19 protein-coding genes and 1 pseudogene are annotated in these 22,032 nt (G+C 69.5%); 9 read left to right on the top strand and 11 right to left on the bottom strand.

Going from position 1 to position 22,032, the window contains the following annotated elements; translation table 11 throughout:
- Positions 1-6: 6 nt before the first annotated feature.
- Together AB0C75_RS30240 and AB0C75_RS30235 are read right to left on the bottom strand one after the other, a co-directional pair.
- Complete coding sequence (locus tag AB0C75_RS30240) at positions 7-315, bottom strand: hypothetical protein (RefSeq protein WP_014047394.1); 309 nt, start codon at positions 313-315, stop codon at positions 7-9.
- Between the two features lie 395 nt (positions 316-710).
- Complete coding sequence (locus tag AB0C75_RS30235; RefSeq protein ID WP_362894928.1) at positions 711-974, bottom strand: hypothetical protein; 264 nt, start codon at positions 972-974, stop codon at positions 711-713.
- A gap of 471 nt (positions 975-1,445) precedes the next feature.
- On the opposite strand from AB0C75_RS30235, the gene AB0C75_RS30230 reads away from it, so the two are divergent.
- A complete protein-coding gene (locus tag AB0C75_RS30230) occupies positions 1,446-3,290 on the top strand; it encodes a protein kinase (protein WP_362894927.1) in 1,845 nt (614 codons plus the stop codon).
- A gap of 201 nt (positions 3,291-3,491) precedes the next feature.
- Here the strand turns inward: AB0C75_RS30230 and AB0C75_RS30225 are convergent, their stop codons facing one another.
- The gene (locus AB0C75_RS30225; RefSeq protein ID WP_362894926.1) at positions 3,492-6,080 is read right to left on the bottom strand and encodes a polysaccharide lyase family 8 super-sandwich domain-containing protein; all 2,589 of its coding nucleotides are present in this window, start codon (positions 6,078-6,080) and stop codon (positions 3,492-3,494) included.
- A gap of 146 nt (positions 6,081-6,226) precedes the next feature.
- Positions 6,227-6,880, bottom strand: a complete 654-nt coding sequence (locus tag AB0C75_RS30220) for a class I SAM-dependent methyltransferase (RefSeq protein ID WP_362894925.1) — start codon at positions 6,878-6,880, stop codon at positions 6,227-6,229.
- A gap of 139 nt (positions 6,881-7,019) precedes the next feature.
- On the opposite strand from AB0C75_RS30220, the gene AB0C75_RS30215 reads away from it, so the two are divergent.
- The gene (locus AB0C75_RS30215) at positions 7,020-7,400 is read left to right on the top strand and encodes a hypothetical protein (RefSeq protein WP_362894924.1); all 381 of its coding nucleotides are present in this window, start codon (positions 7,020-7,022) and stop codon (positions 7,398-7,400) included.
- Between the two features lie 75 nt (positions 7,401-7,475).
- Here the strand turns inward: AB0C75_RS30215 and AB0C75_RS30210 are convergent, their stop codons facing one another.
- From AB0C75_RS30210 to AB0C75_RS30195, 4 genes are all read right to left on the bottom strand, one after another.
- Positions 7,476-8,042 carry a GNAT family protein gene (locus tag AB0C75_RS30210; RefSeq protein WP_362894923.1) on the bottom strand — a complete coding sequence of 189 codons (567 nt, stop codon included), beginning with the start codon at positions 8,040-8,042 and terminating at the stop codon, positions 7,476-7,478.
- A gap of 104 nt (positions 8,043-8,146) precedes the next feature.
- Positions 8,147-8,386: a DUF397 domain-containing protein gene (locus AB0C75_RS30205; RefSeq protein WP_362894922.1), complete on the bottom strand. Its 240-nt coding sequence runs from the start codon at positions 8,384-8,386 to the stop codon at positions 8,147-8,149.
- The gene (locus AB0C75_RS30200) at positions 8,379-8,567 is read right to left on the bottom strand and encodes a DUF397 domain-containing protein (protein WP_362894921.1); all 189 of its coding nucleotides are present in this window, start codon (positions 8,565-8,567) and stop codon (positions 8,379-8,381) included. Before AB0C75_RS30200 ends, AB0C75_RS30205 begins: the two co-directional genes overlap by 8 nt.
- Before the next feature lie 11 nt (positions 8,568-8,578).
- On the bottom strand, positions 8,579-9,424 hold the full coding sequence (locus AB0C75_RS30195) for a helix-turn-helix transcriptional regulator (RefSeq protein WP_362894920.1): 846 nt from the start codon (positions 9,422-9,424) through the stop codon (positions 8,579-8,581).
- Between the two features lie 204 nt (positions 9,425-9,628).
- Between AB0C75_RS30195 and AB0C75_RS30190 the strand changes: the two genes are divergently transcribed.
- From AB0C75_RS30190 to AB0C75_RS30175, 4 genes are all read left to right on the top strand, one after another.
- Entirely contained in the window at positions 9,629-10,060 is a 432-nt protein-coding gene (locus AB0C75_RS30190) for an ATP-binding protein (RefSeq protein ID WP_362894919.1), read from the top strand.
- A 392-nt stretch (positions 10,061-10,452) separates the two neighbouring features.
- Entirely contained in the window at positions 10,453-11,178 is a 726-nt protein-coding gene (locus AB0C75_RS30185; RefSeq protein WP_362894918.1) for an FCD domain-containing protein, read from the top strand.
- Between the two features lie 174 nt (positions 11,179-11,352).
- Positions 11,353-12,627, top strand: a complete 1,275-nt coding sequence (locus AB0C75_RS30180) for an MFS transporter (protein ID WP_362894917.1) — start codon at positions 11,353-11,355, stop codon at positions 12,625-12,627.
- A gap of 2 nt (positions 12,628-12,629) precedes the next feature.
- Positions 12,630-13,592: a 2-hydroxyacid dehydrogenase gene (locus AB0C75_RS30175; RefSeq protein WP_362894916.1), complete on the top strand. Its 963-nt coding sequence runs from the start codon at positions 12,630-12,632 to the stop codon at positions 13,590-13,592.
- 24 nt (positions 13,593-13,616) lie between these two features.
- Here the strand turns inward: AB0C75_RS30175 and AB0C75_RS30170 are convergent.
- From AB0C75_RS30170 to AB0C75_RS30160, 3 genes and pseudogenes are all read right to left on the bottom strand, one after another.
- Positions 13,617-13,718: pseudogene (locus tag AB0C75_RS30170) on the bottom strand (VOC family protein); the annotation flags it as partial.
- Between the two features lie 158 nt (positions 13,719-13,876).
- Complete coding sequence (locus AB0C75_RS30165; protein ID WP_362894946.1) at positions 13,877-15,484, bottom strand: adenosine deaminase; 1,608 nt, start codon at positions 15,482-15,484, stop codon at positions 13,877-13,879.
- A gap of 95 nt (positions 15,485-15,579) precedes the next feature.
- Positions 15,580-16,209 carry a histidine phosphatase family protein gene (locus AB0C75_RS30160; RefSeq protein ID WP_362894915.1) on the bottom strand — a complete coding sequence of 210 codons (630 nt, stop codon included), beginning with the start codon at positions 16,207-16,209 and terminating at the stop codon, positions 15,580-15,582.
- A gap of 402 nt (positions 16,210-16,611) precedes the next feature.
- Between AB0C75_RS30160 and AB0C75_RS30155 the strand changes: the two genes are divergently transcribed.
- The 3 genes from AB0C75_RS30155 to AB0C75_RS30145 all read left to right on the top strand — a co-directional run bounded on the left by AB0C75_RS30155 (position 16,612) and on the right by AB0C75_RS30145 (position 22,017).
- The gene (locus tag AB0C75_RS30155) at positions 16,612-17,604 is read left to right on the top strand and encodes a bifunctional lytic transglycosylase/C40 family peptidase (RefSeq protein ID WP_362894945.1); all 993 of its coding nucleotides are present in this window, start codon (positions 16,612-16,614) and stop codon (positions 17,602-17,604) included.
- A gap of 302 nt (positions 17,605-17,906) precedes the next feature.
- Positions 17,907-18,638 (top strand): phosphatase PAP2 family protein, encoded by a 732-nt coding sequence (locus tag AB0C75_RS30150; RefSeq protein WP_362894914.1) that lies wholly within the window; start codon positions 17,907-17,909, stop codon positions 18,636-18,638.
- Between the two features lie 166 nt (positions 18,639-18,804).
- Positions 18,805-22,017 (top strand): tetratricopeptide repeat protein, encoded by a 3,213-nt coding sequence (locus AB0C75_RS30145; protein WP_362894913.1) that lies wholly within the window; start codon positions 18,805-18,807, stop codon positions 22,015-22,017.
- The last annotated feature ends 15 nt before the right edge of the window (positions 22,018-22,032 follow it).

Here is a 22,032-nt window from a genome sequence, read left to right as displayed (position 1 = left end):
AGCTGGTCAGACAGCCATGCCGTACACAATGGTGAACAGCGTGCCCAGGGACCCGATGATGAAGACCCCGGTCAGCCCCGCCACGATCAGGCCCTTGCCCTGTTCCGCGCTGAAGGTGTCGCGCAGCGCCGTCGCGCCGATGCGTTGCTTCGCCGCACCCCAGATCGCGATCCCGAGACAGAGCAGGATGGCGACCGCCATCACCACCTCGATCATGATGCGCGCCTCGTTGCCCAGGGTCCCGAACGGCCCCCAGTTCGGGGCGATTCCGCCGATGATGGTGGTGATGTCGCCCTTCTCAGCTGCCAGGATCATGTAAGTCACCGCCCCTGTTGGGTAGTTCGCAGCCCGTGCCGTGCGACACGGGTCAACCTCTATCTTCGCTGATGAAACCGGCATCGCACGACGCCTTCCCGGGTCTCTTTACCCGGATCTCGCACGTTTGACCGGAGGAGCCGCCCTGACCTGCGGCTCGCATAGGGATCCGTCCGCATATGTATCGTTACTCTGTGTATCACGCTCAGTGACGGCTAGCAACGACGGGCCGTCATGGAACAAGGTGCGGTTGATGCGTTCACGGGACGCGAGGTATTCGTACGCGCTGTTCGAGAGCCGTGCGTGCGCCGGTGGCTTCCGGTCGATGCATCGTCAGGGCCCGTACGGGGAAGACCTCTCGCCCTCGCACCCTCACCCCTCCCACGCCCTCGCGGTCAGAGCGCGGTGCGTACCGGTGCGGGCCCCCGGGCCGGTGTCGTCCAGTGGGAAGGTGGCCTGAAGTCGCACCAGGAACCGTCGAACGGGAATGCCCTCGACTCGGCGAGACGGGCCGGGCGTTGGCCCTCCGCCCGGATCGCCGCCGCCTGCCGTGCCGACCAGTACGCCGGGTGCCCGGTCTTCTCGGCGAACGACCGCTCGTCCTTCCATCGCCGGCTGCGGTCCGCCGCCACGGTGATGTCCAGCTCGTGGTCGGCCACGTCGATGTCCTCGCCGTGGTGGGCCCGGTGCTGTCCTCACTCACGGAGCGGAGCGCTTCATGGTGCGAGGGGGCAGGTCCTCGGGGGAGCCGAGGGGGCCGGGGGTGCGTTCTCCATGAGGTGGTCAGGGCTGCCGGTGCCGGGGGCGGTCGGTAGGCGCGAGCCCCTGGTGGCGCGTTCCCCGCGCGTTCCCCGCGCGTTCCCCGCGCGCCCCCTCCGGTGATGGCGAAGAGCGGTAGGGGGCAGGTGCCGGAGGCCGAGGCGGTAATCGTTTCTGCTGGCGAGGGCGCATCCGATTTCTTCGGAGGCGCCGATACCGATGCGTCGCGTCGTCGTTGATCGGGGTGACCGGTCAGCTTGACGGGTGGGAGTGCGTGATGGATCTGGGACAGAGTAAGTCGGCTGAAACACAAGGGAGTTGGGCGGATAATCCCGCCGTCCCTGACCAGCAGGGGTCGGTAGATTGTGCGCGTGACTAGCAATGGTGTGGAGGAGATCGGCGGCCGTTACCTCTTGGTCGAGCGTCTCGCCAGTGGCGGTATGGGCACGGTGTGGCGTGCTACCGACCGGTTGCTGGAGCGCTCTGTCGCGGTCAAGGAGGTGCACCTGCACGGCGACGGAGAGGGCCTGTCCCGGCGGCTGCACCGGGCGCACCGAGAGGCGCGCGCCATCGCCAGGGTTTCCCATCCCAACGTCATCAACATCCATGACCTGGTCATCCACGACGAACGGTTGTGGCTGGTCATGGAGTTGGTGCGGGGGCCGTCGCTGGCGGAACACGTCACCAGGCAGGGTCCCCTGAGTGTGCAGCGGGTCGCCGAGATCGGACTCGAGCTTGTGGCCGCCCTCAACATGGTGCACTCCGTGGGTGTTCTGCACCGGGACGTGAAGCCGGCGAACGTCCTGCTGCGCTCCGACGGCCGGGTGGTGCTCTGCGACTTCGGAATCGTCATGCTGGAGGACACCCTGGCGCTCACCGCCGCCGGAGGGGTGGTCGGGACTGTGGACTACCTCGCTCCGGAGCGTATCGAGGGCCGGCATGCCGGGGTCCCCAGCGACCTGTTCTCTCTGGGCGGCACCCTGTGTGCGCTGTTCACCGGCCGTTCGCCGTTCGCCAGGGCGAACCCCGCAGCGACGATCTACGCCGTGGTCAGCGATCCTCCGCTCCTGCCCGAGGCGGCCGGCCCCCTGCGTCCCATCCTCGCGGCGATGCTGGCCAAGGATCCCGCCGCCCGGCCGTCCCCTGACGAGATCGCCGCGGCGCTGCGGCCGTTGGCGGCGATGCCTGCACCTCCCCCTGACGAGAGTGTTGCCTCGCTTCGGCCGCCGCCCGCGGTAATCGTTCCCACCCAACCATCGGAGAAGCCCCCCATGCCCAGCGAAACGCCGTCTCGGGAGAAGGACCGACGCCACATCAGGGTGAGGGCCGGGTGGCTCGTGGCGGCAGCGGTGCTGGTCGTCGGCGGTGTCGTCACCGGGCTGCTGATCAACCACGCATCGGAGTCGCAGCAGGACAAGTCCGATGCCAAGCCGAGCGTGCAACCGGGCCCGAGTGATTCGGCCAAGAGCGATCCGGGCCGGAGCGATGGGCTCAAGGCGGGGCCGACGGAGATCGGCGCCGTGATGGTCCAGGAAAGGGACTCACCCCGGGTCTGGCTGTTCTCGGGTAACCAGTACATGCGCGCAAGCATCTCCGAGTCGGACACGGGCGAGCTGGTGACGAGGAAGGAAAACACCCCTCGCTCCCTGACGCACTGGGACGGTACCTTCAAGGACCTTCCCGGATTCCGCGACCATATCGACGCGGTGCTTCCTGTCCCGGGCCACTCCGGCGACTACTGGGTGTTCTCCGGAAAGCAATACATCCGGGTGCACCTCAGTGCCAACTTCACCGACAGCCTGGTGTCCGGCCCCGCCCCGCTCGACGACTGGAACGAAGCGTTCTGCGGCGCGTCCGACTTCACGGACGGCATCGACGCGGTGCTGCCGGCCCCGAAGCCGGAACACACGCAAACGGCCTGGGTCTTCGCCGGGAACCACTACATCAGGATGAAGCTCGACGACACGGGCCCCGGCGGTTCGTGCGACGTCGAGCGGAAGCAGCTCAGTAACTGGTCGGGCAGCCTCGCGAAATACGAGAATTTCAGTACGAAGATCGACGCGGCCATGATCGTCCCGGGTTTCACGGACGAGGTCTGGGTGTTCTCCGGCAGGGAGTACCTGAGGATCAAGCTCGACGGCGCCAACTACGGCGACGACACGGCGGTGGGCGCGCCCATGCAACTGCCGGACTGGAACACGCTCCCGCAGGCTTGAGCAGATCTGAAGGCCCGTGCCGCACCGATGACTTCGCACTGCTTCCGGTGCGCGAGCGGCACATCGCGGCCTTCGTCGATCTGCTTCCCGACGGTGCATCGCTGTACGGCCGGCGGGCCGCCTCGGCCAGGAGGAGGTCCGTAGTTCGCCGCCGAACTCAAGGGCGTGCTCAAGGTGCTCTCAGCCGACTCGCGCAGGCGGTCAGGGCCTCTCGGCCAGCGTCGCCGTGAAGCTGCGCCCGTAGGTGTGGTGGGTCGTGACGTCGATGCGGGTGCCGCCGGGGACTTGGCGGACGTGGACCCCGGTGTCCGCCGAGACGCGCCGCAGGGCCAGGCCGTGAAGGGTGACCGACACGGTGGCCCGCGTCGTGGTGGGGTCGGAGACGGCGATGGCGTACCTGCCGTCTCCGGTGCGGCGCAGCATGACCGACGCCGGACCGTCGATCGAGAGGCGCCCCACCCGGTGCGTCCCCGGGGTGAAGGCGTTGGCGGCGGTGATGCTGAGACGGGTGTGCGCGGCGGCCTGGAGGCGGACCGTGTTGGACAGTACGGAGAGCACGGAGCGTGGGCCGTGTGCGGCGTAGGCCGCCAACTGCCGTGCGGAGGCGTTCGGGACGAGGGCGTGCGCCATGGCGGAGGAGCGCTCTTCGGCAGCTTGCTCGTAGGACAGTGTGAAGAGCTGCTTGGTCACCTTCACGTCCTCGTTGTCGAGACGTACGAGCCGCCGGCTGCGTGTGACCGTGTCGAGTGCGGCGACCGGCGGCGGGCCGGACAGGAAGACGTAGCCGACCGCAGTCCGCTGCCCTTCGTCGGCGTACCGCAGCCAGGCGGGAGGCGCGGCCGCCGCCCCGGCCCCCTGCCCGGGGGACCAGGGCGATCCGTCGCGGAGGCCGCCGGTGAGGGTGACGGTCGATGTGGGATCGGCGATGCGGCTGTCGACAGTCGTGGTCACCGCACGGCCCGACAGGCCGGTCACATCCGCCGAGAGCACGAGGATCTCGTCGTCGAACATGAACCAGGACCTGGTGGCACCGGCCGACCGGTAGGCCACGAAGTCCTCGGGCAGCGTGCCGGCCCGCCGGGCGGCGTACGCGGCGTCGTCGGACTGCACGAGACCGGCCACGCCGTAGCCGCCGAGGCGGGTGCCGCCGGAGAACGAGCGGGTGCCACGGGGGAAGTAGACGTACGTGTTCTGGGACTCGGATGACGAGGTGAAGCCGCGCTCGGGGTTGTCGTACCAGAGGGTGCCGTAGAGCTCGGGGACACTGCGGCGCGTCTCGACGGGGGCGGTGACCCCCGCGAGGCGGTGGGGCGGCACAGCGGTGAAGTAGTCGACGCCGAACGCCTGCCGCTGGTCCGCGCCGGACAGATACAGGTAGTGGGCGCCGTCGCCCTGGAACCAGGGCATCAGGTTCTCGCCGCTCATGTACTCGTACTTGCTGATGCGGTCGGAGCTGCGGGCGAGGGCGAAGGCGTAACCGGGCCTGCGGTGGACGGTCCGGTCCATCGCGTTGAACGCGGAGTGGGATGCGACGGGGACGAGATCCCGGGCGGGCGCGGGTGAGTCCAGGATGTCGGCGTAACGGGCGATGCTCACGGGGGAGACGAACGACGTGGTGTCGAGGCTCGCCTTCGAGGTCTGCCGGACGAATTTGACGTAACCGCCGAGGGCCTCGGCGTCGCTGCCGGACGCGTACGCGGAGAGGCCGACGACGGCCTCCACGACGGCGATGACGTCCGCGTATCCCGTGCCGGCCGCCCGTGAGACAGCCCGTCCCTTGACGATCTCCATCATCCAGCCCTCGAAGATCAGCGGAGCGAAGCCGCCCGCGACCCAGCCCTGTACGACGCCGACCAGACCCTCGTCGGGGAGATAGCCGGTGGAGTCGAGGACCTTGATGGTCTGGACGCTCCGGGTGAGCAGCCCCGTGCCGTAGGAGCCGGTGTAGGCGACGGACGCGTGCTGAACGAAAGAACCGTCCGCGTAGAAGCCGTCGGTGACCCCGTGGCGCGGCTGATAGGGGTCGACGGCCGAGAAGACGGTCAGCTGGTCGGCGATGGCCTTGGTGATGCGGGCCTCGTCGCCCAGCAGGGCGCCCTGGAGGATCCGGTTGGTGGTGATGTCGGCGAGGTTCGCGCCGGTGTGGAAGCGTGAGTCGAGATCGACGTCGCCGTCCTTGCCGTTGCGGAGGTAGGCGTCCATGGAGGCGATGTAGGTCGCTGTGAGGTCCGGCCGGTATGCCGCGAGTTCGTCCCTGAGGAGGACCAGGGTCTTGGTCACGTAGGCCGGGATCCCTATCTCCCAGGTGAACCAGTTGCCGTAGTAGCCCTTCGACTGGTCGCCGAACCATTCGTCGTGGAGCCGGCCGAGCCCGTCGATGGCCCGGCGGCGGACGGCGGTGTCGTTCGACAGGCCGACTGCCGCGGCTCCGGGGAGGCAGGTGGCGAGGGCGATCTCGTAGAGGTACTGGTACGACGTGCTCAGGTGGGGATCGCTGGTGCCGAGCGGTAGGCCCTCGAAGAGCTCGTCCTGCCCGGCGCCGTCCATCGCGTCGAGCCGGGCCTGCGCCGTCGCCCGCAGGGAGGCGAGTTTGGGGGCGACCTCGGGGCGGGCGTTGGACTCGGACGTACCGGCGAACACGGCGGTGGCGTTGGTGAGTACGGCGGCGGTGCCGGTGGGTACGGCGGCCCGGTCACGCCGGGGCGCGGCCTGCGCCCGCAGGGTGCCGGACAGTGCCCAGAGCGTGGCGGCGGGGATCACGGACAGTGCGGAACGACGCGAGAACTCCACCAGTACGCTCCCAAAGTCCGTAGGTACGTAACTCCGCGGGTCCGTGAATCCGGCCCGTAAGCGCTTGTTGCTCCCACGCCCCAGACAAGCAACGGCGACTCACCGATGTCAACGGCCGGGACGGTTGTCGGCCCGGTCGGTCCGGGCTACGCCTTGCGGGCGAGGAGCTGGACCTCCTGGAACTGCCGCTTGTCGGTGGGGGCCGGCTCGATCACCGTGCGGGCCGTCTCGGCCAGTCCGTGGTCGCGCAGGAGCGCGGCGAGACGGCCGGGGGACCAGCGGTAGGCCGTCACCACCGCGTGGTCGTAGGCCTGCGTGTCGATGTGGGGGCCGTCGGTGGCCGGGAAGTCGATCAGCAGGTACCCGCCGGGTGCCAGAACCCGGGCGATCCCGGCCAGGACGGCGGGCAGCTCCTGCGGCGGGGTGTGGATGACGGACCACCGAGCGAGCACCCCGCCCAGCGCACCGTCCTCGATGTCCAGCGCGGCCAACGAGCCGACCTCGAACCGGAGCGCGGGGTGCGCCGCGCGGGCGAGCTCGACCATCACGGGGGAGGCGTCGACGCCGAAGGCGTTCAGGCCCAGCCCGCGCAGGTGGGCGGTGACGTAGCCGGGCCCGCAGCCGAGGTCCGCGACCTCGCCGCCGTCACCGTGCGCCGCCCGTACCAGCTCGGCGAAGGCGCCCAGGAGGGCGCGCTCCAGGGGTCGGTCGCGCAGGGAGTCGTGGAACATCTCCGCGTAGGTGGGTGCGACGGCGTCGTAGGACTCACGGGTGGCAGGCAGGGTCTCTGGTTCGGTCACCCGCAGACAGTAGCGGGTGGGGAAGGCAAGCGTCAGGCGGAGAATCCCCGGGTGAGGTATGGCTTGTTCTGTCCTACTGAATGACGCATTCGCCTTCTAGCGTGCAGCGGGAATTGCCAGTTCTGCTCTCGGGGGAGAAATGAAGCGAATCGCTGTGGCCGTATGTACGGCCCTCTGTATTTCCGCAGCAGGATCCGCGGCCGCGATCGCGGCCGACCGGAGCGCCGCCGACCGGGCGGGGGCGTACACCGTTCAGGGTGGGTGCGGCTACGACTACGACATCCAGATCTCCGGAGCCCGCGCCGGCGCTTCCCTGTGGTGCTCCGGTGGGAAGATCCACCTGGACGGCTGGGTGCGGGACAACGCGGCGGACGGGCAGTGCGCCCAGCTCTACGGCAACGTCGGGTCGAAGTCGTTCGAGATTTCGGTATGCGGCAAGGGGGACGAAAAAGAGGTGCACGTTTCCGGAACAGGATCGTCCGCGAACGTCTATCTGCGGCGTTACGCGTCGGGTAGTTGAGGGTTCACGACATGGGCTCACGTGACTGATCACGATCACGTCACCACGGGGGAGGTTCAGGACATCAAACGGCCCCTAAACGCTGCTCTGAGCGTCCTTAACATCCCCCGGCGCGGGCAGCGTTCGTTCCCACAGCAAGGTGTCGCGCCAGGCGCCGTCCAGGTGGATCGCGTTGTGGGCGACGCCGTACGGGGTGAAGCCGTTGCGGCGTAGTACCCGCTGTGACTGGAGGTTCTCCAGTTGGGTGGACGCCTCGGCGCGGTGCAACCCGAGCTCGTCCGTCATGGTCCGGAGCGCGAGCCCGACGGCGCGCCCCGCGTGCCCCTGGTTCTGGGCGACGCCGGTGATCCAGTATCCGACGGAGCCGCGGAGCAGGTGCGGCTGCGGCAGGATGCCTCCGATGGTGACCTGCCCGATCACCCGGTCGTCGGCGAGAACCACACCGGGCCAGACCGTACCGGCCCGGTGTCCGGCCAGCAGTGCGCCGATCCGCTCCTCCTGGCCCTCCGGAGTGAGGAAGGCGGCCGGCTGGGCCGGCTCCCACGGCCGGAAGGCCTCGAAGTCCCGCACCCGGTGCGCGGCGATCGGGGCGGCATCTGCGGGCTCGATCAGGCGGATCCTGGTGGTGCTGCTGCTGGGCATGGACTGATTCCTCGTCACGGTGCGTCGGAAGGCGGCGGCCAGCCTATGCGAGGGCGTGTAGGTGGGCCCGAACACGCGCCGCCTGACGGGGTCTGCGAGCGTGGTCAGCCGTCCGCAGTCGGGGCGTCGTCCCCGGCGAAGTGGTCGAACTCGCCGGCCACGACGCCCTTGGCGAAGGCCTCCCACTTCTCCACGGTGGTGGTGACGACCGTGCCGGGGTCGCCGGTCCCACGGAGGTACACGAGCTCTCCGGCGCCGAACGCGATCTCGATCCAGGGCCCGGAACCCTGCGCGTCCTCCGGGGCGGCGCGAGTCCAGGTGAGATCCGGCGGGGTGTCAGCCACGACTGTGGGACTCCTTGACGGTACGGATGAGGGCGGCCCAGGCGGAGGGGCTGGTCCGGAGTATCGCGCCGGTGGGGTCGCCGCTCTCGGTGAGGGCGACGGATCCGTGGTCGGCGGCGATGTGTATGCACGAGTTGCCCTGGGCGCAGTAGGACGACTTCTGCCAGTCGAGTGCGGTCATGTCGGGTCCCCTCACAGATTCCGGGCGATGGTGTGCACGAAGTCGCGCGACTCCGTGGGTGTGAGCGCGATGGCCTCGATGCGGCTCAGCAGTACGCGGTACTTCTGCAACTGCGCTTCCGTGTCGAGGAAAACCGGGCCGTGCGACTGATCGAGGTTGACGCTGTCGAGCTGCGGCACTGCGCCGTGGATGTAGTAGATCGACTGCCCCGACCCGGCGAACGCTCCGGCGGAGAACGGGATGACCTGAAGCACGACATGAGAGCGGTCGCTGATCTCCACCAGGTGTTCCAGCTGTCGGCAGGTCACCTTCGGGCCGCCGAACTGCATGCGGAGGGCCGCTTCGTGGATGACCACATGCTGAGAGGTCGGCGGATCGCGGAAGAGTACGGCCTGACGCTTGATGCGGAATGAGATGCGGTGCTCGATTTCGGGCGGCGACAGCTCCGGCGCGTCCTGCCGGAAGATCTCGCGGGCGTGCTCCGGGGTCTGGAGGAGCCCGGGGATGTGGACGGTGACGGCCGTACGCAATCGCCGCGCATGGTGCTCGACTTCGGCGAGATCCAGGAGGGGCGCGGGAAGAATCTCCCGGTATTCCTCCCACCAGCCGCGCGCGCGGTCCGTTGTCATGTCGCAGAGGGCGTCGACAACATCCTTGTCCGCGTACCGGTAGTGGCCGGCCAGCGTGCGGACCCTGTCCGGGCTCACGCCCACTCGGCCGGCTTCCATGTTGCTGATCTGGTTCTGCTTCACGCCCAGGAGTTGGCCGGCCTGTGTCGCGGTGAGCCCGGCGCGCTCCCGGAGCTTGCGCAGCTCACCGCCGAGGCGGAGCTGGCGACCCGTCGGGTTGGTCCTCACTGACCGGTTCGCCTCCTTGAACGCCTCATCACCCGAACGGGTGGCAGTTCACTCATTACCCATCTTTCGGTTAATACATTAGCCGCAACTGGCTACCTTGGAGCTCAGGCCACCGGCCCGGAAGCACCCCGCTCGACGGAGCGACCTGGTCACCGGGCCATGCGAGACGCACACCCCAACGCTCCTCCTTGAACGGAGACTTCCATGGCTATGGCCACCGTAATGCCGCCTTGGGCGTACACCCTCCAACTTCCGCAGGATCCCCGTGGGCCCGGGATCGCCCGGGCGACGCTGCGGACCGTGCTCCTCGTGCACGGGATGCGGGATCTCATCGACACCGCCGAACTCCTGGCGAGCGAGCTGGTCACCAACGCCTACCGGCACTCCTCGGGTTCGTACTCGCTACGGCTGCGCGGGGCGGGCCGGAACCGGGTGCGGGTCGGGGTGTGGGACAGCAATCCGGAGATCCCGGCTCCGTTCGCCGGCGGCGCCCCGGCCGAGCCGTGCGCCCTGGCCGAGCGAGGGCGTGGGCTCCACCTCGTACGCGAATGCGCGGAGAGCTGGGGTGCCTACCCGATCCGGGGCGGGCTGCCCGGTCAGGGCGGCAAGGTGCTGTGGGTCGAATGCGCGGGCTGACTCTGCGCGTGGTCGCTGTGCGGCTCGAAGGGGAGACAGGCCCGCGCGCAGATCCTGGGAGGCCGCCTCGTGATGTCGCGTACGCGCGGTGGCAAGCACGCGGGGACGATCAGGCGGTCGCGTCCGCAGTTGGACCCGGGGCTTCCGGCGGGGCTTGCGGCGTACGAGGTGACCTCGGTCGCTTTGGACGGCGCTGAGGAGGGCTGCCCAGGCGCGTCAACCGCACCGTGGGCAGCTCCCACGACGTTCCGAAGGACAGCCCGGACCTCGTGCTCAAGGAGATCGGAAGAAGGGTCGCCGCACAGAGCTGACCGCATCCCTCGGACGAAGCCCTCTGCTGCTGCCAGGAGTGCGGGGGCATCGTTCGTACCCTGCGGATTAGTCTGATCGGTATGCCGAAATCCCTCTTGCAGCAGACTCTTGATTCGCTCGGTAGCGCCATCGTGACCGGTCAGCTGCCGGAGGGGTACGTCGTCCCCACACAAGACCTCGAAGCGGACTTCGGTGTCTCCCGTTCCGTCGTCAAGGAAGCGGTGCGGGTGCTGCATACCATCGGCCTCGTCAGCAGTGTCAAACGGGTCGGTGTCCGGGTTCTGCCGTCAACGTCGTGGAACTACTTCGATCCGCTGGTCATGCGCTGGCGCCTCGAGAGCGACGGCTACCCGGCCCAGCTCCGCTCACTCAACGAGCTCCGCGGCGCGATCGAGCCCGCAGCGGCGGAGCTGGCTGCGCGCTACGCCCCCGAGGACCTGTCCAGCAGGCTGCTGTCACTCGCCGCCGAGATGCGTGCGGTGGTCCGGGCGCAGGACATCGCCGGCTTCGTCGAGATCGACGTGACCTTCCACAATGTCGTACTTGTGGCGTCCGGTAACGAGATGTTCGCGCAGCTTCAGAGCGCCGTGGGGAACACCGTCTCCGGGCGCAGCGATCTCGGGTTGCTGCCTCACCTCCCCGACGAGGAGTCCCTCCAGCTGCATGTGAGTCTTGCCGACGCCATCCAGGGGCGGCGCCCGGAGGAGGCTCGCGCCGCCGCGAACCAGCTGGTCAGTGCGGTCTTCTCCGAGACGGCAGAGGCATGGGCCCGTGAGCCCAGGACCTTCGGAGGCGCTGTTCGGTAGCCGGTACCGGCGAGGGTCACGACAATTAAAAAGATGCTTACATAGGTTTACTGGGCTCATAAAGGATGCTTACATAACTCGGGCTCGGCGGTGTCGACGCACCCCGGCAGCAGCCAAGGGAGCCCCCAGATGCTCATGACAAAAGCGGCGCAGGGTCGCAGTATCACCGTGAAGGTGACGATACGGATCATCTCGTTCGTCACCCTCATGTACCTCCTCAACCAGTTCGACCGAGGAAACCTCGCCTTCGCGCAGAAGACCATCTCTGTCGACCTCGGGCTGAGCAACGCGGCCTTCGGGCTCGGGGCAGGCATCTTCTTCATCGGCTACTTCATCTTCGAAGTGCCCAGCAATCTCATTCTGTACAAGGTGGGGGCCAGGCGGTGGCTGGCGAGGATCATGGTGTCCTGGGGAGTCGTCACCGCCCTCATGACGCTCGCGCAGGGCGAATACACGTTCTATCTTCTGAGGTTTCTTCTCGGTGCGGCCGAGGCGGGGTTCTTCCCCGGGGCCGTCTACTACATCGCTCTCTGGCTTCCCGCGCATGAGCGTGGGAAAGCGCTGGCACTCCTCAGCGCGGCCGGCCCGGCCGCGTACCTACTCGCCGGCCCGTCCTCGGGGCTGATCCTCGGATTCGACGGCTCCGGCGGCCTCCACGGCTGGCAGTGGCTCTTCCTTCTCGAGGGCGCGGCGACCATCGTCGTCGGTGTCGTCGCCTGGTTCGTCCTCACCGACCGGCCCGCGGACGCGAAATGGCTCACCCCTGACGAGCGTGAAGAACTCACCACGCGCATCGAGAAGGACAGAGACACCGGCGAATCGCGCCAGGAGAGCCTGCTCCAGGCCCTGCGCCGGCCCAAGGTGCTGCTCCTCGCCGCCGTCTACGCCTGCACCCAGATCACCAACGCCGGCCTCGTGTTCTGGCTTCCGTCGGTGACGGAGAGGATCGGTGGCCTGTCCACCTTCCAGGTCACCTCCTTGTCGGTCACTCCGTACGCCTTCCAGATCATCGGGCTGTTCGTCCTCGGCAGGTCGTCGGACCGGCGCGGGCGACATCAGCTCCACGTGCTGCTCGGCTGCGCGTGTATCGCCCTCGGGCTCGGTGTCGGCGCGGTCGTCAGCCCCGTGATCGGCTTCCTCGCCCTCTGTCTGGCCTTCTTCGGCTACGGGACGATGTCCACCTTCTGGTCCCTCGCCTCGTCCTACCTCGGGACGACGGCGGCCGGAGCGGGCGGGCTCGCCTTCGTCAACGCCGTCGCCGCACTGGGCGGGTTCGTCGGCCCCACCCTCTTCGGCTACTTGCTCGACGCCACCGGCTCCGTCACGGCCTCGCTCCTGGCGCTGTCATGCGTGGCACTTGTCTCGGCCGTGCTCGTGCTGTTCGTGCGTACTCCGTCGGGCCCCGGCCTTCCCGCGAACCGCGTAGCACTGCTCAAGGAAAAGGAATAACCGTGCCCGAAACCATTCTCTGGATCGGCGAAAAGGACGAGAGCGTCCTTGCGATCCTCCGGAGCGAGATCCCCAGCGGGTTCGAGTTGCTGATTCCTGACGGCGAGACCCCCGCGAGGGAAGACCTCGAGAAGGCCGCGTACATCCTGAACGGCTCCGGAAGCGTCCGGGCGGAGGAGCTGAGGTCGGCACCGAAACTGAAGCTGGTGCAGCGGTTGGGCGCGGGGCTCGACGGTGTGGACACGGAGACCGCGCGCGAGCTCGGCATCGGTGTCGCCAACCTCCCCGCGCTGAACTCCGTCGCTGTCGCCGAGCACACGATGCTTCTGGCTCTCGCGTCCGCGCGCCATCTGTGCGCTCTGCACGCCAACATGATCGACGGCCGTTGGGCACCCAACGAGCAGCTCTCGTCGACTTTCGAGCTCAGCGGCAAGACCTTCGGCGTCATCGGGTTCGGCAGCATCGGACGTGAGGTCGCACGACGCGCTCGCGCTTTCGGCATGACTGTCAGGTACTTCGACGTCGCCCGTGCTTCCTCGCAGGTGGAGACCGAGACAGGGGCCGTCTACACACCGTTCCGTGAGCTGCTGACGCAGGCCGATGTGGTCAGTGTGCACGTGCCCCTCACCACGGAGACCTCCATGCTGATCTCGCACGAGGAGCTGGCGGCGATGAAGCGCGGGTCGGTACTGGTGAGTGTCTCCCGTTCAGGAGTCGTCGACGAAGCAGCGCTACGGCAACACCTGGAGAGCGGGCACCTCGGCGGTGCGGGAGTCGACGTCTGGGCTCAGGAGCCGGTGAGTCCCTCGGACCCGCTCCTCACGGCGCCCAATGTCGTCGCGACGCCCCACAGCGCTGCCCAGACACGTGACACCGTTGTCCGCTGCTTCCGTGCCGCGCTGGCGAACATCGAGCGGGTGCATCGCGACGAGGCCCGCGACCTCGCGCCTTACTGCACCACCTGATCCGGTCAGAGGGGCACGACCCGGGGCGCGCGGCAGGCTGAACTCGTTGCCTTCCGGGTCGGCCAGGACATGCCAGCTCTCGGCGCCGGTCTGGCCGACGTCGGCGGGCCCGGCGCCGAGGGCGAGCGTGGGCTACGGTCCGCCGAAGCCGGTGCCGGGCGGGCGGGCCGATCTCGATGGCTGCCGTCGTCACCTGGCCCTCGACCACTGACGCGGCCGAGGGCGGGTGAGGCCGGCTTCCGTACGGAGGTCAGCGCCGTACGGAGGCCGGCCCCGTACGCAGGTCAGCCGCCGTACCGGATCTCGAACGTGCGGAAGGACGCCTCCTGGCGCCGTTCCAGCTGGGCCTTCGGGTTCTGGGCGGTGAACCGGGCGCAGCGCGCGGACTGCGGGACCTGGCACTCCTCGACCGGGCGGAAGCCCTGGCGGACCGGGTCGGAGCGCCACAGGCTGCGGCCCGGCAGGAAGCTGTACTCCAGGGACGCGCGGGCCAGGTCCTTCAGCTCCGGGTAGCCGAGTGCGTACGTACGGGCGGCCCGGCGGTACTCCTGGCCGATGTCACCGCGTGAGACGCCTGGGTCGTCCGTGGACAGGACGACGGGCACCCCGTACTTCCGGTACACCGGGAAGGGGTGTTCGTCGCCCTCGACCTGGAGGATCTGGGCGTTGCTGGTGAGCGGCACCTCGACGGCGATCTGGCGGCGCGCCATGTCGCGGGCGAGGCGCTGCCAGTCGTCCTCCTGCACGAGGTCGACGCCGTGGCCGATGCGCTCGGCCTGGCCGGTGCGTACGGCGTCGTCGATGTGGAAGGTGAGGTCCTCGGGCTTCACCAGGCCTGCGACGAGCTCACCGGCGTGCAGGGTGATGTGGGCGCGGGGATAGACCGTGTGCAGGTAGTTGAGCATGCGCATGTGCAGGCGGTAGTCGCGGACGGAGATCTCGCCGTCCTCGGGCTGGACCAGGTTCACCGCGACGAACCGCTGGTCGCGTTCGGCCAGGCGCAGACCCAGGGCGATCTGGGTGAAGACGCGCTCAGGTGCGCTGTTGCGCGACACCTGGGAGACCCAGCGCACCGTGACGCGGCAGGCCGGGCCGGGGGTGGCGGTCGCGCAGTGCGCGGTGTCGCGGAACTCGGCGTCGGAGGCGTCGGCCTCCTGCTTGGAGGCGGTCACCAGCTGGTCCAGCCGGCCGCCTGCGAGCAGCTTGCGGTGCATCGCGGCCAGGTCGGCGTCCCAGCCGACGTCAGCGGCCAGCTTCTTGGCGCCGTCGGATGCGGGGCTGACCATGGTCTCCAGATACGTCTGGTTCTGTGCCGCCGCGGTGCCCGCCACATCGGCCAGCATCTTCCCCCGGTGCGACGTCGCGGCGCCGAACTTCCCGAACGTGTCGAAGAAGTGGTCGTGGCCCGACTCGCCCTCGGGGAAGTCCTGCATGGACCAGGCCCGGACGATCTTCTGCCGGAAGCCGGCGTCCGTGAGGGCGTCGGCGGCGGGACGGGTGCCGGTACCGCACGGCGGTGCGACGGCGGTCATCGTGGCGTCGATGCAGAGGCCGTCGTCGGCCGCGAGCTGGATGAGGTACTCGGTCCGTACCGCTCCGGACAGGTGATTGTGCAGGTCACCCCCCTTGGGCAGGTCCTTGAAGAAGCGGGCGGCGTCCTTGGGGTGAGCGTTCAGCCAGGCGGCGGTGCGGGCCTCCGCGGGGGTGGCCGCCCGGGGCGCCTGAGCCTGAGGCGCCTTCGGCGGGGGCGCCGGCACGGATGCGGAGCCGGCGGCCCGTGCGGATGTACCGCCGGGCAGTGTTGCGGCCAGGGCCGCCGCGACGAGCCCTGCGGCCGTCAACAACCGGCGGGTGCGCGATGAGTTGTGGTGTACGGAGATCACGCCTTGCATGATCACGAAGTGCGGCTCGCCTGACCCGGGGCCGCGAGCGTGGTGGCCCGTAAACCATCCGTCCGGGGGACATCCGGCCCCCGGACAGTGCGGGTTCAGGCATGGAGCTCCGGTGGGAAGCCCGTCCAGCGGAGGTCCGCCGGGAGGTGGCCCATGTCGTTGACCATGAGCAGGGCCGCGGGCCTCCCGGGGGCGTAACGGACGACGGTCAGCGCCGCGTTGGAGTGGTTGAGGCCCAGCCAGCGCCAGGCGGGGGCGTCCAGAGCGTCCCTGACCACCCAGGCGGCGAGGAACGCGTGGGTGACGACCAGCTCATGACGGGGCTCATCGCCTTCCGCCGGCCCCGTGAACCGTGCCATCGCGGCCTCGGCCAGCGCCGGGCCCCGGCTGCGTTCGGCCTCGGGGACCTGCTCCACGAACGTGAGCAGCCGGTCCGCCGAGTCCTCGGGGAGCTCCTCCCGGCGCGGGACGTACGGGACGTAGTCCCCGGCCGGCTCCGAGACCTGGAGGGGGACGTCCCGCCCGAGCCGCTCGTGGACCAGCCGGGCGGTCTGCGTGGCCCGGGGGAGCGGGCCGTGGTGGACGGCGGACAGGGGTACGCCCCGGAGCCGCTCACCGAGCAGGGCGGCCTGGCGTCGGCCCCGCTCGGTCAGTCCGGTCTCGTCGGGGGTCGCCTCGCCGTGCCGGGCGACGTAGAGGAAACGGGGTGCGGTCGCGGTGGCCATGGGCGCCCTTTCGGCTGGTCCGGTGGATGCCGGGATGGACGGTGTCCTCCTCCGATCGGTTCCGGGTCGCGTTCCGGGTCGCGTTCGCGGTCGGGTTCCGGGGCGAGGGTTGCGGCCCGAGGCCGGGCCTGTGCCGGCGGGCATTCTTCGAGGTGGACAGCCCCTGTGTGGAAAAGTCCGAGGTCGCTGATCCCGTCACCTCGCCGAACGGCCCGTCCTACGAGGGCGTCCGCCCCATCCCCCGCCCCGACATCCGCTCGCTCTTCCGGTCCGCGGGCGCCCCGTGACCCCGCCCGGCCGCCCCTGACGCCCCCTCATGCCTCCCTCGACCCGTACACACCAGCGAATCGCGCCCTGAACCGCGCCCGAATGGGGGATGGTTGGGGTGTGCGGAAATACTGGGTGTTCGCCGGCGGTGGGATCGGGCTCGGCCTGTGCTTCATCGCCCTGCTCTTCGTCGGGACGTACTCCGCCGCCGCCGGGATGTCCGGGGCGGCGAGCGGTGCCGTCGGGCTGGCCAAGGGGGCCGTGCCCGCGCGGTATCAGCCGATCGTGGAGAAGTGGGGCAACCTCTGCCCCGCCATCAACCCCGCCCTCCTGGCCGCGCAGCTGTACCAGGAGAGCGGCTGGAACCCTCGCGCCCAGAGCCCGGCAGCCGCGCAGGGCATCGCGCAGTTCATCCCCGGGACCTGGGCCTCGCACGGCATCGACGGGAACGAGGACGGGAAGCGGGACGTATGGGACCCCGCCGACGCGATTCCGTCCGCCGCCTCCTACGACTGCGAACTCGCCGGGTACGTCAAGAAGGTGTCGGGCGACGCCACCGACAACATGCTCGCCGCGTACAACGCCGGCGCCTACCGGGTGATCCAGTCCGGCGGGGTCCCCGCGATCAGCGAGACGCAGAACTACGTAAAGATCATCCGGTCCCTGGAGGAGAGCTTCGCCAAGCCGGTCGGCCGGGTGCAGCCCTCCCAGCAGGCGGCAGCGGCCATCTACTTCGCTCAGAAGAAGCTCGGCACCCCCTACCTCTGGGGCGGGAACGGTACGTCCGACCAGGGCGGCAGGTTCGACTGTTCGGGGCTGACCCAGGCCGCGTACCGGACGGTCGACATCGAGCTGCCCCGGGTGGCCAACGACCAGTACAACGCCGGGCCGCACCCCTCCCGTGAGGAACTCCTCCCCGGCGATCTGGTGTTCTTCTCGGACGATCTGAACAACTCGCGGGCCATCCACCACGTCGGGCTCTACGTCGGCGGGGGTTATATGATCAACGCCCCGTACACCGGCGCGGTGATCCGGTTCGACAAGATCGACACCCCCGACTACTTCGGTGCGACAAGAGTCACGAAGGACGGGGCCGCGGCGCTTCCGACCACGCTCCCGGAGGGCTGACGAGCAGTCGGCCGTGGCCGGAACTCTCCGTGAAGCCCAGGCCCTGAGCTGCGACGATGAGTCACTCTTCGATAACGTCATGGTGATCATTCGGTGGAGAACGGAACGCAGAGAGCTGACAGGCCGTTCCCTGGACTGGGACAACATGCGCACATGACCATGCGTGACTGACCAGACCGGTCCCGGCGTGACGGCATCATGGCGTGACGCGGCACTGAATCCGCACCGACCACGGGGGTCAGACCACAGCGGCGCACATCCTCGTGCGTCGCAGCAGCAGACAAGGCAAGGGGCCGCGGCAGATGGCTGGACTCGCACTCGATGGGTCGAACCCCGATGTCAGCCTGCTCTACGACATCAACGGGCTGGCGAAGTCCGCTCCGACCTGGTTCGACCGGGTCATGGAATTCGTCGGTGAATTCGGGATCATGTTCGGCATGGTCCTGGCGGTCCTGTGGTGCTGGTGGAGCGTACGCCGACGCGGGACGGCCGAGGACTCGGTCACGGCGGTCGCCGGGCTCGTGTGGGCACCGCTGGCCGCCGGGATCGCGTTGCTCATCAACATCCCGATCCGGGGTTTCGTGGAGCGGCCACGCCCGTTCATGGACCACAAGGGCGTCGAGGTCCTGGTGAAGGGCAAGACGGACTTCTCCTTCGTGAGCGACCACGCGACGATGGCGATGGCCATCGCCGTGGGGCTCTTCGTGGCCAACCGGAAGTTCGGTCTGTGGGCCATCGGTCTTGCGCTCCTGGAGGGCTTCTGCCGCGTCTACATGGGCGTGCACTATCCGACCGACGTGATCGGCGGCTTCGCGCTCGGCACGGCCGTCGCTCTGCTGCTCGCCCCGCTCGCCATGATGATGCTGACGCCCCTGGTGGGGGCCGTGGCCAGGACCGGATCGGTCGGCTTCCTCGTCCGTTCACGCGGGGCCGTCGCCCCGGCCGACGGACAGGACGAGTCGCGGGGGATCCCCGAGCCGAGCCCCGGGTCCGGCCGTGGCGGTGTGCCCGGCGACAGGGACCTCGCCGCGTAGCCGGAGGGGCGCGGGCGACAGGAGTTCAGCGGTTCGAGGGGGCGTCCCATGAGGGGCGCCCCCTCACGCGTGCCGAGCATCGAGCGGTGATCACTTCGGGTGTTCGCTCCCCGATCCCCCGACGGCGCGGCATCATGGCCGGAGATCCGGGGGTGGGGTGGTTCATGTGGCCGGTGCCGGACGGCGGCCGACGCGGCAGGAGGTCAACCGGCGGCGCGAGGGTGCGCAGTTCGTCGGACGCCGGGGCGAGCTGGCGGTCTTCCGCGAGACGTTCGCCAGGGATCCTGAGGAGCCCGACTTCCCGTTCCTGTTCCATGTGCGCGGCAACGGCGGCGTGGGGAAGTCGACGCTGGTGCGGCAGTGGGAGGGCGCGGCGCGCGAGCGGGCCTCCGTTGTCACGGCGTACGTGGACGACGATGTGCACGATGTGTTCGAGGCGATGGAAGCGGTCAGTGCCAGGCTGGGCCGGCAGGGCCACCCGCTGAAGAGGTTCGACAAGCAGCTGTCCGCCTACCGGCAGCGCCGGCACCAGGCCGAGAGTGTCGCCCCCGCACCGCAGCCCGACCTCGGGGGCGGCCAGGCCGCCTCGCCGGCCGGTACGGTCGCGGCCCAGGTGGGCCTGGTCGGCCTGGGCATGGTGCCCGGGGTCGGGGCGTTCGTCGGGGCGGTCGATCCGCAGCAGGTCGCGCTGGGCGCCGACCGGCTGCGGACGGCCCTCAACACGCGGCTGCGCAGCCATGACGACGTCCAGCTGGTGATGAATCCGGTGGCGGTTCTCGCCCCGGTCTTCCTCGACGACCTGGCCGAGGTCGCGGAACGGTGCGAGCGGGTGGTGCTGTTCTTCGACGTGTACGAGCGGACCGGGCCGGTGCTCGACGGGTGGCTGCACGACATCGTCTTCGGCGAGGAGTACGGCGGGCTGCCGGTCAATGTGCAGATCGTGCTGTCCGGACAGCTGCGCCTGGACACCCGGGTCTGGGGCGACCGCCTCGGTCAGGTCACCGACGTCTGCCTGGAGGTGTTCACCGAGGAGGAGGCCCGCACGCTGCTCGCCACCCACGGGGTCACCGACGAACCGAGCGTCGAGCTGGTCCTGCGCCTGTCGGGCCGGCTTCCGCTGCTGGTCGACATGCTGGCCCGCAGTGGCGCGAGCGCCGAAGACAGCTTCGGGGACCCGTCGGAGACGGCGGTCGAGAGGTTCCTGAAGTGGGAACCGGACACCCGGCGGCGCGAGGCGGCGCTTGCCTGTGCGCTTCCGCTGCAGATCGACGAGGACGTCTTCCGGGCCGCCGCGCCGGAGGCCGCCGACGGCTACCCCTGGCTGCGCGGCCTCGCGTTCGTCTCCACGCAGGCGGGCAGGTGCCGCTATCACGATGTGGTGCGGGCGGCGATGCTGCGTTTGCAGCGCGGTCGGTCGCCGGCCCGTTGGCAGCAGGCGCACACCCGGCTGGCCGATGTCTTCGAGCAGTGGCGCCTGGCGGCGGAGGCCGACATCGGAACCGACTCCTCCGAATGCTGGGGGGACTCCGTCTGGCGCGAGCACCGGCTCAACGAGACGTATCACCGACTGTGCGCGAACCACCGGGCCGCGTTGCCCGACGCTCTCCACCAGGCCGTCGAGGCCATGGATCACGACCTCGCCACGCTGCGGCGCTGGGCACAGATCATCGGACAGGCAGGACACGACACGGAGGCGGCAGGCCTCAGTTCCTGGGGCCGGCGCCTGGAAGCCGCCGGTGAGCAGGACGAGGCGAGCACCGCGGTGCTGGGCCTGTTGCTGACCGCGCCCGAACTCGGCGCGCCCGGGCGCGCTCTGGCGTACTCCGTCCGGGCCCGCGAGTACCGGATCGCGGGCGACCACGCAAGGGCGCTGGCGGACTACGCGCTGGCCCTGGAGATCGATCCGGCCGCCCAGCGCCCCCACGCGGGCCGTGGGGAGACGTACCGGTTGATGGGCCGTCACGAGGACGCGGTCATCGCCTGTACCCGTGCTGTGGAGCTCGATCCCCTCGACGCAAGGGCCGTCGGCAGCCGTGGGGACGCCTACCGGAGTCTGGGCCGCTACGACGAGGCCCTCGCGGACTTCGACCGTGCCGTCGATCTCGACCCGGGCTACGCATGGGCGTTCGGCAGCCGTGCCCAGGTCCACGAGGCGTTGGGCCGCCCCGACGAGGCCGTTGCCGACTACACACGGGCCATCGAGATCAGGCCGGAGTACACCTGGGCCCTGGGGAGCCGGGCCTTCGTCCACCAGAGCTCGGGCCGGCACGCCGAGGCTCTCGTCGACTACACGCGGGCCGTCGAGATCAACCCGCAGTATGCGTGGGCCTTCGCCAGCCGCGGCCGGTTCCACCACTTCATGGGCCAGTACGAGGCTGCTCTCGCGGACTACACACGCGCCGTCGAGGTAGACCCGGACTACGGATGGGCCTTTGGCAGCCGGGCGGACACCTACGTGAAGCTCGGCCGCGACGAGGACGCTCTGGCCGACTACACACGCGCCGTCGAGGTAGACCCGGACTACGGATGGGCGCTCGCCAGGCGGGCGGACACCTACGCGAGGCTCGGCCGCCATGGAGACGCTCTGGCCGACTACACACGCGCCATCGAGGTAGACCCGGACCACGGGTGGGCGCTCGCCAGGCGGGCGAACACCTACTTCGAGCTGGGCCGTTACGAGGAAGCGCTGGCCGACTCCACCGGGGCCATCGCGGTCGACCCCCGGTCCGCCTTCCCCATTCTCAGCCGTGCTCTGGTGTTCCGCCGGCTGGGCCGGTACGCGGAAGCGGCCGACGACTACTCCCTGGCCCTGGAGGTCGATCCCCGGCCAGGGGAACTCGTCCCCCACCGTGCGGAGATGTACCGGCGGGCCGGCCGGTACGAGGACGCGGTCGCCGATTACGGGCAGGTCATGGCTGCCGAGGCACCGGCCGCGTGGTCGTTCGCCGGACGCGCCCAGCTGCACCTGCGCCTCGGCCGTTACGAGGAAGCCCTCGCCGACTGCGTGCGGGCTGTCGAGACCGACTCCGAGGACGGCTGGTACGTGGGTCTGTACGCGCTCTCCTCACGTCTGACGGGGAACGAGCGGGAGGCCGAGACGCATTTCCGCCGCGCGATCGGCCTGCTCCTCCCGGACGGGTCAGGGGACAGCACCAAGAAGGCTCTGGAGCTCGGATGCGTCCTGTTCATGCACTGCGCGCTCCAGGAGTGGGAGCGTGCCACCGCTCGGTGCGACGTGCTTCTCGGAGGTGCACCGGAGCCGCACGTGATCCGGGAGGTGCTGGAAGACCTCTCGCTGCTGCGGGAGGTCCTGCCCTCCGTCGTGCCCGGCACCGACCCGCTCGTGCGTCGGCTGAGTGAGGCGCTCGGGCGCGCGTAGCCGGTGCGGTCCGCG

Source organism: Streptomyces sp. NPDC048565 (assembly GCF_040650935.1).
Classification (GTDB): Bacteria; Actinomycetota; Actinomycetes; order Streptomycetales; family Streptomycetaceae; genus Streptomyces.
This window is presented reverse-complemented; position numbering and strand designations above follow the sequence as displayed.